14 protein-coding genes and 1 riboswitch are annotated in these 17,260 nt (G+C 40.2%); of the genes, 3 read left to right on the top strand and 11 right to left on the bottom strand.

Annotated elements, in window-relative coordinates:
• Positions 1–181 precede the first annotated feature (181 nt).
• Positions 182–970, top strand: a complete 789-nt coding sequence (locus tag G8E00_RS00965; RefSeq protein ID WP_166221383.1) for a putative porin — start codon at positions 182–184, stop codon at positions 968–970.
• A gap of 41 nt (positions 971–1,011) precedes the next feature.
• On the opposite strand, the gene recJ is transcribed toward G8E00_RS00965, so the two are convergent.
• From recJ to G8E00_RS00930, 7 genes are all read right to left on the bottom strand, one after another.
• Positions 1,012–2,715: a single-stranded-DNA-specific exonuclease RecJ gene (gene recJ / locus G8E00_RS00960; RefSeq protein ID WP_166221381.1), complete on the bottom strand. Its 1,704-nt coding sequence runs from the start codon at positions 2,713–2,715 to the stop codon at positions 1,012–1,014.
• Positions 2,716–3,372 carry a pyridoxamine 5'-phosphate oxidase gene (pdxH, locus tag G8E00_RS00955; RefSeq protein ID WP_166221379.1) on the bottom strand — a complete coding sequence of 219 codons (657 nt, stop codon included), beginning with the start codon at positions 3,370–3,372 and terminating at the stop codon, positions 2,716–2,718.
• Between the two features lie 72 nt (positions 3,373–3,444).
• A complete protein-coding gene (gene glmM, locus G8E00_RS00950; RefSeq protein WP_166008821.1) occupies positions 3,445–4,776 on the bottom strand; it encodes a phosphoglucosamine mutase in 1,332 nt (443 codons plus the stop codon).
• 117 nt (positions 4,777–4,893) lie between these two features.
• Positions 4,894–6,360 (bottom strand): IMP dehydrogenase, encoded by a 1,467-nt coding sequence (gene guaB, locus G8E00_RS00945; protein ID WP_166008822.1) that lies wholly within the window; start codon positions 6,358–6,360, stop codon positions 4,894–4,896.
• A gap of 228 nt (positions 6,361–6,588) precedes the next feature.
• On the bottom strand, positions 6,589–6,954 hold the full coding sequence (locus G8E00_RS00940; protein ID WP_166221377.1) for a YkgJ family cysteine cluster protein: 366 nt from the start codon (positions 6,952–6,954) through the stop codon (positions 6,589–6,591).
• Between the two features lie 98 nt (positions 6,955–7,052).
• On the bottom strand, positions 7,053–7,850 hold the full coding sequence (locus G8E00_RS00935; protein WP_166008824.1) for an oxygen-binding di-iron domain-containing protein: 798 nt from the start codon (positions 7,848–7,850) through the stop codon (positions 7,053–7,055).
• 213 nt (positions 7,851–8,063) lie between these two features.
• On the bottom strand, positions 8,064–8,645 hold the full coding sequence (locus G8E00_RS00930) for a TMEM165/GDT1 family protein (protein WP_171522200.1): 582 nt from the start codon (positions 8,643–8,645) through the stop codon (positions 8,064–8,066).
• 101 nt (positions 8,646–8,746) lie between these two features.
• A riboswitch (yybP-ykoY riboswitch) is annotated at positions 8,747–8,890 on the bottom strand.
• 71 nt (positions 8,891–8,961) lie between these two features.
• Between G8E00_RS00930 and G8E00_RS00925 the strand changes: the two genes are divergently transcribed.
• Positions 8,962–9,642, top strand: coding sequence for a methyltransferase type 11 (locus G8E00_RS00925; RefSeq protein ID WP_166221375.1), 681 nt, complete (start codon positions 8,962–8,964; stop codon positions 9,640–9,642).
• Positions 9,643–9,724: 82 nt separating this feature from the next.
• Here the strand turns inward: G8E00_RS00925 and G8E00_RS00920 are convergent, their stop codons facing one another.
• From G8E00_RS00920 to G8E00_RS00910, 3 genes are all read right to left on the bottom strand, one after another.
• The gene (locus G8E00_RS00920) at positions 9,725–11,725 is read right to left on the bottom strand and encodes a 2-oxo acid dehydrogenase subunit E2 (RefSeq protein ID WP_166221372.1); all 2,001 of its coding nucleotides are present in this window, start codon (positions 11,723–11,725) and stop codon (positions 9,725–9,727) included.
• A gap of 2 nt (positions 11,726–11,727) precedes the next feature.
• On the bottom strand, positions 11,728–14,427 hold the full coding sequence (gene aceE / locus G8E00_RS00915) for a pyruvate dehydrogenase (acetyl-transferring), homodimeric type (protein ID WP_166008828.1): 2,700 nt from the start codon (positions 14,425–14,427) through the stop codon (positions 11,728–11,730).
• A gap of 288 nt (positions 14,428–14,715) precedes the next feature.
• Entirely contained in the window at positions 14,716–15,333 is a 618-nt protein-coding gene (locus G8E00_RS00910; protein WP_406741379.1) for a M23 family metallopeptidase, read from the bottom strand.
• A gap of 447 nt (positions 15,334–15,780) precedes the next feature.
• Between G8E00_RS00910 and G8E00_RS00900 the strand changes: the two genes are divergently transcribed.
• Complete coding sequence (locus G8E00_RS00900; RefSeq protein WP_166008829.1) at positions 15,781–16,221, top strand: DUF721 domain-containing protein; 441 nt, start codon at positions 15,781–15,783, stop codon at positions 16,219–16,221.
• A gap of 97 nt (positions 16,222–16,318) precedes the next feature.
• Here the strand turns inward: G8E00_RS00900 and lpxC are convergent, their stop codons facing one another.
• Positions 16,319–17,221 carry a UDP-3-O-acyl-N-acetylglucosamine deacetylase gene (lpxC, locus tag G8E00_RS00895; protein WP_166221370.1) on the bottom strand — a complete coding sequence of 301 codons (903 nt, stop codon included), beginning with the start codon at positions 17,219–17,221 and terminating at the stop codon, positions 16,319–16,321.
• Positions 17,222–17,260: the final 39 nt, after the last annotated feature.

The raw sequence follows: 17,260 nt of genomic DNA, 5'->3' as shown, positions 1-17,260 counted from the left end.
ATTGGCCAACTAAAGGCTAATCTAACAGCATTAATTAGCCACATTTAACAAAGATCGCTTAATAATAAGTATCTGAAAGATTTAACAATTTAAATTATACAACTGCATTGACTGACTAAAATAAAACCTTACAATGAGTAAAATTTATACAAAACCAAACGTTTATATTCAGGGGAAGAACATGTTAAAAAAATTAGCACTATTTTCTGCTATTGCAGCAAGTATAAGTTCAGTACATGCATATCAAGCAGAAATTGGTGGTTCATACAACCATCTCGACTATGACAATAGTTACTATAATGAAGACGCTGAGGGAACAACTTATCAAATTGATGGAGTTTATTATTTTAATCCAGTCGAAGTTAAAAATTCTCCTCTAAATGAAGCTGCTTTTTTAAACCGTGCAAGTAATCTAAATGCCAAAATTAGTCACAGTGACCATGAAGCAAGTTGGTATGAGTGGCATTCAAATGATTATAGTCTCGGTATTGAATATTTCATACCAAATTCAAATTTCTACGTAAATGCCAACCTAGGCTATAGCAAAGAAGATGATGACTACTCAGAAACCCGTTATTCAGCAGAATTTGGTTACTTAGCTACTCCTGGCTTATTACTTGCGGTTGGTGCATCAGGTTATGATGGCGACTATGGCTACAACGAGCTTGATCCAACATTTCGTATCAAATACGTAACTCAAGCTGGAGAATACGATGTAAATTTCGAAGCCAAAGTAACTGGCGGAGAAGACACTTCTTTCAATGTTGGCGCTGATGTCTATCTCGACAAGACTTTAAGTATTGGTGCTGCATACCATGATGGCGGTGAACTTCCTTACAATATCAATGATATAGACGTTTTTACCCTACGTGCTAAAAAATTCTTCACACCAAGCATTAGTTTAGAAGCTAAAGCTGATTTTGGTGATTATATTCAACAATATAATCTACGTGTTGGTTATCGATTCTAATTCAATTTAAAAATAAAACACCGCTCAAAAGAGCGGTTTTTTTATTGCTCTAGATGTAGCACCCGAAGTTGCAAACTGACATTGCCTTTATATTCATTTTTATCCAACTCATAGACCAAACGAACTGAATGTTGAGACTCATCAAAATTAAATTTATCTGCTGCATTAAAAGCAATCGCTTCAACCATTTGACCATTCGACAAAGCCAGTTTTAACTTTAAATGAACGTCTTTGAGCCATCGGTATTCTAAAATTTTAAAAACACCATCAAAAATAGGCGCTGGAAACTTTTGTCCCCAAGGTCCGAGTGCTTGAAGCACATCTACGGTTTGAACTTTAAAATCGGATGCATCTAGTTCACCATCTGTCCATAAAGTCGCTTGAAAGAGCTCATCATCCATGTCAGAAATCAATGCTTGAAAAGCCTGTTTAAATGCTTGGAAATTGTCTTTCTTAATGGTTAACCCTGCCGCAGCTGCATGCCCACCAAAAAAACTCACCAAATGCGGATGTTGCTCTGCGACTTTTTCAATCGCATCTCGAATATGAATACCTTCAATAGAACGTGCAGAACCTTTGATATGCTCACCATCTTTATCCAGTGCAAACACAATACTTGGACGATGAAACTGTTCTTTTAAACGTCCAGCGACAATGCCAATCACACCCTGATGCCAATGATCTTCAAACAAAATGAGTGCGGGAGGCAACTGATTTTGATCCAGTTGCAAATGCTCCATGGCTTTAAGCGCATCTTGTTTCATTTCTGATTCAACATGACGACGTTCTAGATTTAAATCGTTCAGCTGACGAGCCAAGGTATAGGCAGTTTGCATATCCTCTGCCAATAGACATTCTATGCCAATGTCCATGGTTTCCATACGCCCTGCTGCATTGATACGAGGTCCAATGACAAAACCTAAATCTTGTGCTTTGAGCTGCGATGGATCACGCCCTGCAATATCTAATAATGCAATAATTCCAGCCCGACATTGGCTTTGTTGAATCCGTTTGACGCCAGTATCGACCAATATGCGGTTGTTATAATCTAAACTTGCAACATCAGCATAGGTACCTAATGCCACCAAATCTAGATATTGGGTCATTTTGGCTGAAGATTTACCTAATTTTGCCCGATGACTCGATAAATTTGCCAACACATAAAAGGCGACACCGACCCCAGCTAAAGCCTTACTTGGAAACTCACAACCCAATTGATTGGGATTCACCACGGCTTCTGCATTCGGTGTAGGTTTGGTTGTTAAATGATGATCTGTCACAATCACTTGCATGCCATGTGCTTGAGCTTGAGCAACCCCCTCATGGCTTGAAATACCATTATCTACAGTAATCAGTAAATCGGGCGTATAGGTGACAAATGCTAAATCGGCAATTGCAGGTGTTAGACCATACCCATACTTAAATCGATCTGGCACCAAATATTCAACATCTGCATCCATTGCTCTTAAAGCCAAAATCATCAGGGCTGTACTGGTTGCCCCATCGGCATCATAGTCACCGACAATTACGATTTTTTTTCTTTGATCGATCGCCTCATCTATGATTTGAATCGCTTGATCCAAACCTTTCATTTTCGGCGCAAGCAAATGTTTCAGCTTTAATTCAAGTTCTTGTTCTGACTGTACACCTCGCCTTGCCAAAATATGGGCAATCAAGGGAGACACGCCCTGAAAGTTTTCAGGGCGTGTCATCAGTGGTCTTTGTTGAATGGTGATTTTAGGCATTTAAGGCATCAATCTTTTGAGTGTCCATACATCATCCATTTTTTCATAAGTCAGGCGATCATGTAAACGATTCGGACGACCTTGCCAAAATTCATAATGCTCAGGCTGTAAACGGTAGCCCCCCCAAAACTCAGGCTTACTTAACTCAGGTTGGTTTGCAACATCATCATGGAGTTTTTGAAAACGTGATTGAAGCAATTCACGGCTTTCAATTATCCCACTTTGCGGGGTACTGATATGCGCTGCAATTTGACTATCACGTGGACGTTTATGGTAATAATCTGTCGATTCTTGTTCAGAAATTTTGACAACTTGACCACCGACCCGTATTTGACGTTCTAACTCAGGCCAATAAAACAACAATTCTGCATAAGGATTTTGTGCTAAATCTAAGCCTTTTTGACTGTCGTAATTGGTATAAAAGTCATAACCGAGTTCTGTTGCACCACGAAGCAATACCGTACGTACGTGAGGGCGACCTTGTGCATTTGCCGTTGCCAATGACATGGCATACGGTTCATGCAATTGAGCATTGAGTGCTTGATTAAACCATTGCAAAAATTGCTCGTGCGGATTTGCAAGCACTTCAGCTTCATGCAATTCCCCTTTCTGATAACTTAAACGAAGCTCGCTCAAGTCTTTAATCAAGTCACTCATTGAATCCCCACCATTATTTCAATTTCAATAACTTTACTGAATGGCTGATTAACATCAGCCTTGGCACTGTCATCAAGCTGCATTTGCTCGAACTGCATCAGCCAAAGCATTGGCTAGTTCAGTCACTTCGTCATGATTATCGCCTTCAACCATCACGCGAATAATCGGTTCAGTGCCTGATTTACGAATCAAGATACGACCACGACCTTTCAATTGTTCTTCAGCTTCATCAAAACGTTGAACCAATGCAGGAATTGCAAATGGGTCAAACATTTCCTCTAAACGCACATTGACCAAGACATTCGGCAAAAGCTTAAAGTCTTCGACCAACTCATGTAGCGCTTTTTCTTGCTCTACCATCACGGTAAGGACTTGCAATGCAGCAATGATCGCATCACCCGTGGTGCTCTTGTCTAAAGTCAAAATATGACCTGAAGGTTCACCACCAATAACCCAGTTATTATCTTCTAGATTTTGCAGTACATAACGGTCACCGACTTTAGCACGTACAAATGGAACTTCTGCTTTTTCTAAAGCAAGCTCCAGTGCCATATTACTCATGACTGTACCGACAATCCCTGCTGGTTTTTGGCTGGCTTTGGTCGCCAAAATATACAAGATATGGTCACCCGTGATTTGCTCACCATTCTTGTCCACCATAATCACACGGTCAGCATCACCATCAAAGGCAATACCGACATCCGCTTGATGTTGAACAACTGCTTTTTGCAATGCTTCAGGGTGTGTAGAACCACAATCTTGGTTAATGTTCAACCCATCTGGTTCATTATTCAGTGCAATCACTTTTGCACCCAATTCTTTGAACACTGCAGGACCAACGCTATATGCTGCACCATTGGCACAGTCCACCACAATTTTTAAATTGCGCAGATCAAAATGGTAGGGGAATGTCGATTTACAAAATTCGATATAACGACCATTGGCATCTCTTACACGAACGCTTTTACCCAAGTTTGAGTTGTCTTCAATCACAATCTCTTTTTCTAATTCTTGATTGATTGCATCTTGAATACTATCAGGCAATTTTTTCCCTTCACCCGAAAAGAATTTAATCCCATTGTCAAAGAATGGGTTATGAGATGCTGAAATCACAATACCTAAGTCAGCGTGTAAAGCACGAGTTAAATGCGCAATTGCTGGAGTTGGTAATGGGCCCAGCAAATGCACATACACACCAGCAGCATTTAGACCAGCCTGTAATGCAGCTTCAAGAATATAACCTGATAGACGCGTGTCTTTGCCTAAAACCACAATCGGTTTGTTTTTAGGGCTGAGTTGTTTTAATACCTTCCCTGCTGCGAAACCGAGTTTCAATGCAAATTCTGGTGTAATTGGGAGTTCACCAAATTTGCCACGAATACCGTCTGTACCAAAATAACTCATTTTTATCCCACTTATTATCGTGTTTCAAAGCTGTTCATTTTCAATCATTGTACTTTACACCAAATTAAAAAAGCCGTCATAAACTGACGGCTTTTTACTATAAAGATTTACGAAAGATTACCCAACGCGATAGTTCGGTGCTTCTTTAGTAATCGTTACATCATGCACGTGAGATTCTTGCATACCCGCTGCAGTAATTTTCACAAATTTTGCATTTTGGCGTAGGTCTTCAATGGTTGCTGAACCGGTATAACCCATTGAAGAACGTAAACCGCCCATCATTTGATGTACGATGTTGCCCATTGGACCTTTGTACGGTACACGACCTTCAATCCCTTCTGGTACAAGTTTCTCAGCACCCGCTTTAGAGTCTTGGAAGTAACGGTCTGCTGAACCTGTAGAACCAGCCATTGCACCCAATGAACCCATACCACGGTAAGCTTTGTAGTAACGACCTTGGAAGAACTCAACTTCGCCAGGTGCTTCTTCAGTACCTGCCATAAGTGAACCGACCATAATCGTGCTTGCGCCTGCACCAATGGCTTTGGCCATATCACCAGAGAAGCGAATACCACCATCTGCGATCAATGGAATTTGATCTTTCAATGCATTGGCAACGCTGTCGACTGCTGAGATTTGCGGCATACCAATACCCGCCACAATACGCGTTGTACAAATTGAACCAGGACCGATACCCACTTTAACTGCATCTGCACCTGCATCAAGCAATGCCAGTGCAGCATCACCTGTTGCAATGTTACCGCCAATCACTTGAACTTGTGGGTAGTTTGCTTTTACCCAACGTACACGTTCAATTACGCCAGCAGAGTGACCATGCGCAGTATCGACCACAATCGCATCTACACCTGCTTCTACCAAAGCTTCTACACGGCTTGGTGTTTCCGCACCTGTACCCACTGCAGCACCCACGCGTAAACGACCTAAATCATCTTTACAACTATTTGGATAAAGCTCAGCTTTGTTGAAATCTGTGACTGTGATTAAGCCTTTAAGCTCATTGTTTTCACCCACAACCAACACTTTTTCAATGCGATGTTGTTGGAGTAAAGCTTGGATATTTTCTTTAGATTCATTTTCACGCACAGTCACCAAGCGATCTTGGCCTGTCATGATGTTGCTTACAGGTTGCTCAAGGTTGGTTTCAAAACGTGTATCACGTCCTGTCACAATACCCACAACTTTGCCATCTTTAACAACAGGCACGCCGCTAATGTTGTTGGCTTGAGTTAAGGCAATCAATTCACGAACTGTGGTTTCAGGTGTAACCGTAATTGGGTCTTTCACCATACCTGCTTCGAATTTTTTTACACGACGTACTTCAGCAGCTTGTGCTGAGATATCCATGTTTTTATGCAGAATACCAATACCGCCATTTTGCGCCATTGCAATCGCCATACGTGATTCAGTCACTGTATCCATTGCTGCTGAAACAAGAGGAATGTTCAGTTGAATGCCGCGAGTAAAACGTGTCTTTAAAGAGACATCTTTTGGAAGGACAGTTGAATAGGCAGGGAGTAATAAGACATCATCAAAGGTTAGGGCTTCTTGAACGATGGTCAACATAACAGTCTCACTGGTAATTTCCGTGAGCCATTATATACAAATTTCTATTTAAATTTCATTTTAATTACACGGATTTTCTGATTTTCACTGTAATTTATTGATGAATTTAGACCAAGATTATCAATTAACTTAAACATTTAATTTGAATTTTTAACGAGATAGCAAAATTACTGATCATCTTATTGAGTCAAAAAAATTCTATCTATGGCACTTTAAAATACAGCGTACTCATACAACTTGTTCAAAATCCTCATCATTACTTGGATGAATAATTTCAACATCGATTAAAGGAATAAGTTTGTGGGCTGCTCTGGCTTTTTCACATTGTTCATCTCCTGCATGCACTTCTTTACAAGAAGAACTGCGATGCTGGTACATGCTACAACTGACGCTTTTGCCAATTTCACCTTGCAAAGCAATACAACGCGGTTGAGCTTGATTAGTGCCTTTCATACATGAATAGACGGGCGTGAGTGGTTCAACCCAATCTTGAGGCATGGGTTCACCTTCAGCCCAGTAAAAAGAGACCCTAAAAAAAGCACAACAAGCACCGCAACTTAAGCACGCATCCTGTGCAGAGATTTGAGACAACATTTTTAAAATTCTCGTCATCTAAACATATTTGATTTTTAAGAATCCTAAAAAAAAACGTCTCTAAATACAATCCCTCACAGAACAATTACATCTTCTATCTATGCTGGACAGGTGAAAACTTGTTCATCCATTAAATCAATTCCACACTGTAAATTTTCAATCCAATCTAAAAATTGGTTGATCATCTCTTTCCCAATAAATGGCGTTCCATGCTGTGGCACAATCATTTCAATATCCATGGTTCTCACCATTTTCACCCATAATCGAATTACACGGTTGGAACACATATAGCGCTGATGGAAGCCCTTCATTTTTTGAATATGAGCGTTAAAATCTGTTAATGGTTCAGCGGCATCTTCCACCATTGAAGCCCCCATATCTCCAGAGAACAAAATCTTTGAAATCGGATCATAAAATTGGAAATTACCAACCGAATGCAGAAAATGAGCTGGAATCGCTTTAATACTGGTTTCACCTAAAGGAATTGAAGCACCTTGGTCTGGAAGCTCAACCAACCGATCTAACCAATTGCCCTTCATGCGATCACTCATAAATGCCGAATTCAAGTGTGGTAAAAAACGTGCCCAAAGTTTAGATGCGACCACCATTGCATCTGTATAGACTAACCAACGTGGCATAGAGGTAATGATGTCAGGGTCTTGGTGAGAGGCCATCACATAATCAAGATTTGATAATCGCGTGTATTTATTGAGTTCCATGGTCAAAGGAACATAGGTCAAATCGCCACCTGGGTCTAAAACCGCAGCTCGACCATTGTTTAAGATCAAAAACTGATTCGCTTGAACCCCCTCACCTTTGACTAAGCTCGTAAAACTAATGCACTTATGTGTGCCATTATCAAATAATACTTGTGATGTTGTACGATCTAAAGCCATTCTCATTCCCCAAACATGATGTTTTAATCGGTATTTTTATAGCTACAAAATATATGGATTAAGCTAAATTTACAACAAAGTTATATTAAAAATTTTTCATAATAATCATATAATTGTGACTTCGTATTCATAAAAAATCCCAACTAAATTGCTGGGATTTAATCTATTTTTCAATTAAAACTTCATATGACTCAATCAGGTCATATGATTTTATTAGATTGAGAAAAAATAATGCTGAACTAAAGCAGCCACACCAATCACCAAAAACACCAATGCACCAATTTTATGAATTAAAGAGATGGGCAGTTTTTCAGCGAGTTTATTGCCAATAAAAACAGCAGGTGCATTGACCAGCATAATACCCAGTGTCGTACCTAAAGTGACCCAACCAATACTGTCAAAACGAGCCGCTAAAGCAACCGTTGCAATTTGCGTTTTGTCACCAATTTCGGCCAAGAAGAACAAAACAAAAGTCGCACCAAATACGCCGTATTTTTGCCATTTATTGATACTTTCAGATTCATCATCCAGTTCATCTGGAATCAACATCCAAACCGCCATACCAATAAAGCCCAATGAGACAATCCACAATAGAACGGTCGGGCTCAAAATGGTGGTAATCCACTGGCCTAAAATGGCAGAAACGCCGTGGTTGATGACAGTTGCAGCAAAAATTGCAATTAAAATAGGAACAGGTTTACGAAAACGTGCAGCAAGTAATAAGGCAAGAAGTTGAGTTTTGTCGCCCATTTCAGAAAGAGCAACAACAAACATAGAAATAAGAAAGGCTTGCAACATGAAGGATTTCTCTGGCTAGCAAATTTTGCCAATGATTCACCGCTCCTGCTAGCCAAAAATCAGACACATGTTTCCATGCACCCAATTGCAGAGTGGTAAATCAAAGGTCTTGCCAACAAAAAGAAAGCTTGTGAAAAGCTCATTTGGTTCTTTGCTATGATGACCATGTTCTGTGGAACAATTATGTTGACCATCACCCTTTCACTTTGCGTAAAAGGCGGCTACTCCCCAATGAAGTATAAATATTCTACTATGCTTAATAGCTGGAGTAAACTTCTACCTATCGTATAAAAATAATGACTGTTATATAAATATGCAAAAAAAACTATCAGAACTTGTATTAAATAAACCACCCATCCAGAAAATATTTGTCATTGGGGGGGGTGCTTCATTACTTCAACAACCGATCCATTTACTGGACGAAAAACAACATTTCATTATTACTTGCAATGAAGCTTTTACATTTTTCCCAAACGCAATGATTAGCCATCATGCAGATTATTCGTGGTGGCAAGAACACCAAAATCAACTCAATTTTGTTTTCAAAGGCTCAATTAAAACCGGTGCAGGATTAGGTACAAATTTGCCGTATCCTGATAACGGCATAGAAACTTTGACGATGGTTAAAGCCAATAATCAAGATTTACTATTTCGTACACCAGAATATATCTATGGTAATAATTGTGGCCTACAAGCCTTATCTTTAGCGCATTTAATGCGGCCTAAACACATTATTTTACTCGGCTTTGATTTTAAAATTGAAAATCATCAAACCCATAGTTATAAAAATATGCCTACAGAAGACTTAAAACGACTACAAATTTTCTGGGCTGGTTTTTTGAAAAATTTTGAGGAATTTGAACATTTTCGACAGCTACAATGGCACAAAGTTCACCCCCACTTAGCTTTACCTAAAGTTTGGAATACCAACCCAGACTCAGCTTTAAATTTATATGACAAAAGTAAATCTCTAGAAGAGTTGCTCGAACTTTAAAATATGAAATATAAAAAACCTGCCGAAGCAGGTTTTTTATTGAAGATAGGTTTAAATTCGCTTGAATTTATTCAAACAAAATTTAGAGCAAGATGTTACGAATATCGGCCAACAGTTTGGTCAATTTATTGGTGAAACGGGCTGCATCTGCACCATTGATGACACGATGGTCATAAGACAATGACAATGGCAACATCAAGCGCGGATCAAAGCTAGAACCGTTCCAAACAGGTTGCATCGTTGCAGGTGAAATACCCAAAATCGCCACTTGTGGCCAGTTCACTAATGGCGTGAATGCTGTTCCACCAATTGAGCCAAGACTGGTAATGGTAAAGTTCGCACCTTGTAAGTCTTTAGGTGACAGCTTCTTATCACGCGCTTTTTGACTCAATTCACCGAGTTCAATCGCAATTTGCTTAATTGACTTTTGATCTGGATTACGCAGTACAGGTACGGTCAAACCATCTGGCGTTGCCACTGCAATCCCCATATGAATTTCATTGCGCAGTACCACAGACTTTTGATCATCTGCCAAATGCGAAGCAAAATATGGCTCTTCTTTTAAAAGATGGGCAACCGCTTTGGCAATGAACGCCAAAATGGTCAAACTAATGCCTTCTTTTTTGAAGTTCGCTTTAAGATCACCACGCCAAGCTTCTAACTCAGTGATATCGGCCAAATCAAACTGAGTCACTTGAGGAATGAAGTTATTCAATGACAACTGCGGTACAGAGACTTGCTGTAAGCGTGTCATCGCTTTGACTTCGCTACCACCAAATGCAGAGAAATCTGGTAATGGGGGCAAACCTGAAGCCACTTGTGCTGCCACTTGTTGGGTTGCTTGTGGTGCTGCAGTTAAACGTGTTTTCACATAAGCGAAGACATCATCTTTTAGCAGGCGATCATTTGGACCCGATGCTTTGACTTCAGCCAAGACCACACCTAACTCACGTGCCAATTTACGTACTGCAGGTCCTGCATACACTTTGGCATTTGCAGCACTTTGTTCTTTGGACAGCTTGTCTACACCTTGCTCAGTAGATACCACTGTTGCAGCCACTTCTTTAGTCGATTCAGCTGGTGCAGGTGTTGAGGTATTCGATTTTGCTTCATCTGCAGTTTGTGATTTGGTGACTTGTTTAGGCGAAGACACTTGACCTTCAATCGTCACCAAAGCAAGCCCTTGGCTAACCTTTTGCCCCATTTCAACATGAATGGCTTTAATCACGCCAGCAGTCGTACTTGGTACTTCAACAGTGGCTTTATCAGATTCCACCACAATCAAGCTTTGATCTGCTTCTACCGTGTCACCGACTTTCACTAAAATTTCAGCAACCGTCGCTTTATCGACACCTAAATCTGGAACAGCGATTTCAATCTCACCGCTTTGAGAAGATTCAGCAACTTGTTCTTTCACTTCAGCTGTGACAGATGCTTCAGTGTTTGCTGATGATTCAGTCGCGGTTTTTTCAGGTAGCTCAGCATTATTTGCAGAAGATGTTTTGACTTTCAGAATGACTACACCTTCTTTGACGGTATCACCTTCTTTAATCTCAATACTTTCAACCGTTCCAGAAACGGTACTTGGCACTTCCACTGTCGCTTTATCTGATTCAACCACAACGATGCTTTGATCTACATCAATCTCATCGCCCACTTTCACGAGCACTTCACCCACAAGCGCTTTTTCAACGCCAATATCTGGCACTTGAACATCAACAACAGATGAGCTTGAAGCTTGCGAGTTAGACGAACTAGTTGCAGTTACTTCAGGTTTTGCCTCTGCTTTTGGTGCAGGTTGAGGTTCAATCTGTTCCTTAGGTGCTTCAGCAGCTGGCGTTGCATTTGATTCAGCTTCTGAACTTTCTAATTCAATCAGCACAGCACCTTCTGAAACGCTATCACCGACAGCAACAGCAATACTTTTGACCACGCCTGCTGAAGTGCTTGGCACTTCAACAGATGCTTTGTCCGATTCCAATAAAACCAGACTATCCTCAACCGCGACCGTGTCGCCAACTTTCACTAAGATCTCAGCAACAGTCGCTTTATCTACACCAATATCAGGAGTTTTAATTTGCATGATTATTTCTCCTCTTTGTAGTCAGCGACTGCTTGAATTTCTGGATGTTGTTGTGGTGCCCATGCTACTGGACGGTCTGTGTCCAATTCAAATGAAGAAATCGCATCTTTCACTAGGCGCGCATCGACTTCACCTTCGTCGGAAAGTTTCTTCAAGGTTGCCACCACGATATGAGCAGCATCTACACCAAAGTAACTACGCAAATTTCCACGGGTATCTGAGCGACCATAACCATCTGTACCCAAAGCTACAAATGGGCGACTATCGGGCAAATATGCACGAATTTGTTCACTGTAGGCACGCATATGATCAGTTGCTGAAACCACAATCCCTTGCGTAGGACGCAACTGTTTCGATACCCAAGATTCTTTCGCTTCAGCCATTGGATGTAGACGGTTATATTCTTCTACCGCCATACCATCACGAGCGAGCTCATTAAAGCTTGTTGCGCTCCAAACATTCGAATGAATTTGGTACTCATCACGTAGAATTTGCGCCGCTTTAATCACTTCACGCAAAATCACACCAGAGCCCAACAATTGAACAGTGGCTTTGTCATCTTTCTCAAGTAAATACAGACCACGTTTAATGCCTTCTTCAGCATTTTCTGGAATTGCAGGATGCTCGTAGTTTTCGTTCATCACCGTTAAGTAGTAGAACACACGCTCTTGATCAACATACATGCGTTTTAAACCATCATGTACGATTACAGCAAGCTCATAGCCAAAACAAGGATCATATGACACACAGTTTGGAATCGTGTTGGCAAGAATATGTGAATGACCATCTTGGTGCTGTAAACCTTCACCGTTTAATGTGGTACGACCTGCTGTTGCACCCAATAAGAAACCTTGCGCCTGAGCATCACCTGCTGCCCATGCAATATCCCCAATACGTTGGAAACCAAACATTGAGTAGTACATGTACATTGGAATCATTGGCAAGTTATTGGTTGAGTAACTTGTGCCTAATGCAGCCCATGCGCTCATTGCACCCGCTTCATTAATTCCCTCTTGCAACATATGACCATCTTTGGCTTCACGGTAATGCATCAGCTGTTCTTGGTCTTCAGGCGTGTAATGCTGACCATGAGCCGCATAAATACCCAACTGACGGAACATGCCTTCTAAACCAAAGGTACGTGCTTCATCTGGAACAATTGGAACCACACGGTCTTTAATGGCCTTTTCTTTTAAAAGTGCTGAAATCAAACGTACCATTACCATGGTCGTCGATTGTTCTTTTCCATTTGAACCTTTTAATACCGCATCAAATACCGAAAGCTCAGGAATTTGTAATTGTTCGCTTTCTTTACGGCGTGCAGGTAAATACCCACCGAGTGCCTCACGACGAGCCTTCATATATTTCAATTCAGGTGAATTTTCACTTGGGCGATAGAATGGAACTTCTTCAAGTTGCTCGTCAGTAAATGGCAAGTTAAAACGATTACGTACGTATTTGAGCGACTCAAGTTGCATTTTTTTAATTTGGTGCGTTTTGTTGACTGCTTCAATTTCTTCAGACAGACCGTAACCTTTGACTGTTTTTGCCAAGATCACTGTAGGCTGACCTGTCGACTTCATCGCTTCTGCATAAGCTGCATACACTTTGTATGGGTCATGACCACCACGGTTGAGATTATCAATATCTTCATCGCTTAAATTTTTCACCAGCTCTTCAGCTTCAGGGTATTTACCAAAGAAGTGTGCACGGGTATATGCTCCACCTTTCACTTGATAACGTTGATAATCACCATCCACTGCTTCATCCATTATCGCTTTTAAAGCACCAGATTCATCTTTTGCAAGTAGTGGATCCCAATGTCGACCCCAAACCACTTTAATTACACGCCAGCCTGCACCACGGAACTGTGATTCAAGTTCTTGGATAATTTTACCATTACCCCGAACTGGGCCATCAAGACGCTGTAAGTTACAGTTCACCACCCATATCAAGTTATCTAACTTTTCACGACCAGCGAGTGAAATCGCACCTGTACTTTCAGGCTCATCCATTTCACCATCACCGAGATACGCCCAAACTTTACGATCTTCTTCTTTAATCAAACCACGGTTCATTAAATATTTTTGAATGTGTGCTTGGTAGATCGACATGATAGGCCCCAAACCCATCGATACTGTTGGGAACTGCCAATAATCAGGCATTAAATAAGGATGAGGGTAACTCGGCAAACCATTGCCACCCACTTCACGGCGGAAGTTATTGAGTTGTTCTTCGGTCAATCGACCTTCGAGAAATGAACGTGCATAAATACCCGGTGCACAATGACCTTGGTAATAGATCATGTCACCGCCGAAATTGTCACTATTGGCACGGAAGAAATGGTTGAATCCGACATCGTATAATGTTGCAGATGAAGCAAAACTTGCTAAGTGACCACCTAGGTCATCCCCTGTTTTATTGGCACGAAGTACCATCGCCAACGCATTCCAACGAATCAATGCACGAATACGACGCTCCATATCGGGATCGCCTGGCATTGCTGGTTGTTCATCTACAGAAATCGTGTTCAGATAAGGTGTATTCAAACGCTGCAAAGGCACATGTTTAGCAATTGCTTGCTGATATAACTTTTCTAACAAAAAAGCCGCACGCTCTGTTCCCATATGCTTCAAAACTGAATCAAAAGCTTCTTGCCATTCTTGTGTTTCTTGCGCGTCTGTATCACCGTAATACGCCATGACTTCCCTACTCCATAAACATAATTTCTATATCTTATATGTATCATGTTTTGGGGGTGTTAAGTTATGGTTACATTTGAATATGGATTTTATGGATATTTCGACAGGAAATGATGATTGACCATTCTTCACACAAATAAACAAAAAACCGCCAATAATGGCGGTTTTTTATACAATAAGCATTAAAACCCGTGATAAATTAAAAGATCATATCGATTAGGCTTAAACCTTTAAAATATTTAACTGATATTCACCTAAACGTTTAACTCAACCATTATAAGTTTTCTATTAAGGTAACATTGCTAAATAAGTAGATGGATTCTTACGTTGACCATCTTTAACCACTTCATAGTGTAAATGTGGACCAGTACAACGACCAGTACAGCCTACGTTGGCAATATGTTCACCCGCACTGACTTTGTCACCCACTCGTGCAACTAAACGCGATGCATGTGCATAACGAGTGATGTAACCATTGCCATGGTTGATTTCAACATATTGACCATAACCACGCCCCCAACCAGACTTTGTCACTACGCCTGGGCCTGTCGCATAGATAGGTGTACCAGAAGCAGCAGAAAGATCTAGACCCGAATGATGCTCGGCACGACCACCCATACTACGACCACCAAAATTTGAACTCACACGCTTCATATCTGGTAATGGATGTGTCACTAACCAAGAATAAACACCGTTACCCTTAAAGGAATCATTCGATACCTCTTTTTTGGTATTTTTGGTCAAATATTTTTTATCTAGAGATGCATTGTTTAATTCAATGGGTGTAGATTCACGAAGGCGCACATTCATCTGTGTATCTGCTGGGATATCCATATCATCAGGATGTGTATACGTCCCTTTCGCCAAGGTTTTGGTTAATTCTTCAAGACGATCACTTGAACTCAGTGTCGCATTGGTTGGCTTGTTGGTATTTACATTAGCATTTAAAGATGTTTTAACTTCGCGAAGATCTGTCGTTGTAGACAGTTTAGTTGCCGTGGCATTTGTTTTTGGCGTAGCATGACGTTCAATATTGATTGTCGTCTTGCTTAGATTTAATAATTCTTGCTCAATAGAATCAGACGTTAAAACATTCGTTTTTATTGAAGGTTTGAGTTCTGTAATACGATCTTGGGATACTGCATTATTTGTCGTTATGGGTTCTAATTGAACTAAATCTGCAAAAGTTACAGATGCGGCTGAAGTGGCCATAGAAAAAGCTAATAAAATTCTTCGCGAATGCATAAAAAACCTCTTTAAACTGTTCTTAATCGAGTCTCTTGTGTGATCTCATCCTTGATATTCACTGAAAGCACAGCTTAAGATTAAGACATAACCATGAAGGAACAATGTATGTCAGAACCTAAAAAGGTATTTCAACAAACAAGACAACACATAAAAACAGGAAACTTATCGTTTCTAACAAAGCAAGTGACTGAATGGCAGAAACTTACTAAATTAATTCAACCATTATTACCACCAAATGGTGAGTGGCAAGTTGTATGTTATCAATACGGTATTTTGACGATCACCGGTGAAAATCAAGCCTTGATTAGTCAACTCGGTTATCTTCAAAAACAGTATATTTCTCAATTATCTCAAATTCACGAATTGAAAGATCTGCAAAAACTTCAACTTAGATTAAGAACAAAGCCCCAAAACAAACCAAAGACTGCAAACATTCCGAAACAATTATCACCAGCAACACAAGAGATGTTACAAAGCGCAGCTGCTTTCGTGAATGACCCCAAGCTTAGCCAAGCTTTGGCACGTTTGGCAAGAGATAAAAAGTAATCTCAAAATCAAAATATCGGTTAAACAAACATCAAAATGTGACTTTTGTCACACCTATAAACGATACATTATAACATTCATCTTATCCGACAATGACTTATGTCACACTAACAAACTGAATTGGGCAAGATTTTTGGTCATCAAATGTTACAATTTCATAAGAGGTTGGATCGCTTTTAACATTGCGTAACAGTTGATTGTTCAAAGCATGACCAGATTTGTAACCATCAAATTTTGCAATAATCTGGTGACCCAATAAAAATAGATCTCCAACAGCATCTAAAATTTTGTGGCGAACAAATTCATCTGCAAAACGTAGACCTTCTTCATTGACTACACCAGTATCATCTACACCAATGGCATTATCTAAACTCGCACCTAAAGCCAAATTATTAGATTTTAAGTAGTCCAGATCTTTCATAAATCCAAAGGTACGTGCTTCACTCACTTCGTACACAAATGTTTCTGTTGAGAAATCAATGGTTGCAGATTGGTATTCTTTTGCAAAAGCAGGATGATCAAAATCAATGGTGAAATTAAGTTGAAAACCATTGTGCGGAGAAAAAATCGCGCGTTTATCATCAATAAGCGCTTGCACAGGTTTTAAAATTTTGATGAATTTTTTTGGTGCATCTTGTTCGACAAGCTCACCTTGCATAAGTAAGTAGATGAAAGGACCAGCACTTCCGTCCATAATGGGTACTTCTGAGGCCGATACTTCAATAATTAAATTATCAATACCTAAACCTGCAATCGCACTCATCACATGTTCAACTGTACCTACTTTGGCATTTTCTTGTACCAAATTCGAACACATAAATGCTTCTTGAATCAGCATGGCATTGGCTGGAATATTTACGGGCGGATTTAAGTCAATACGTCGAAATACAATACCCCCATCAGCAACATGTGGGACAAAATTAATCATTACTTTTTGGCCACTATGTAATCCGATACCACTCGCTTTCACGACTCGTTTCAGGGTCCGTTGTTTCAACATGCTAACTCGGTCTTCATCTTAAAATCCGCTATACGTTAG

It is taken from the genome of Acinetobacter shaoyimingii, from assembly GCF_011578045.1.
GTDB lineage: Bacteria > Pseudomonadota > Gammaproteobacteria > Pseudomonadales > Moraxellaceae > Acinetobacter > Acinetobacter shaoyimingii.
Note: the sequence above shows the minus strand (reverse complement) of the source record. Positions and strands in the feature narration are given on the sequence as shown.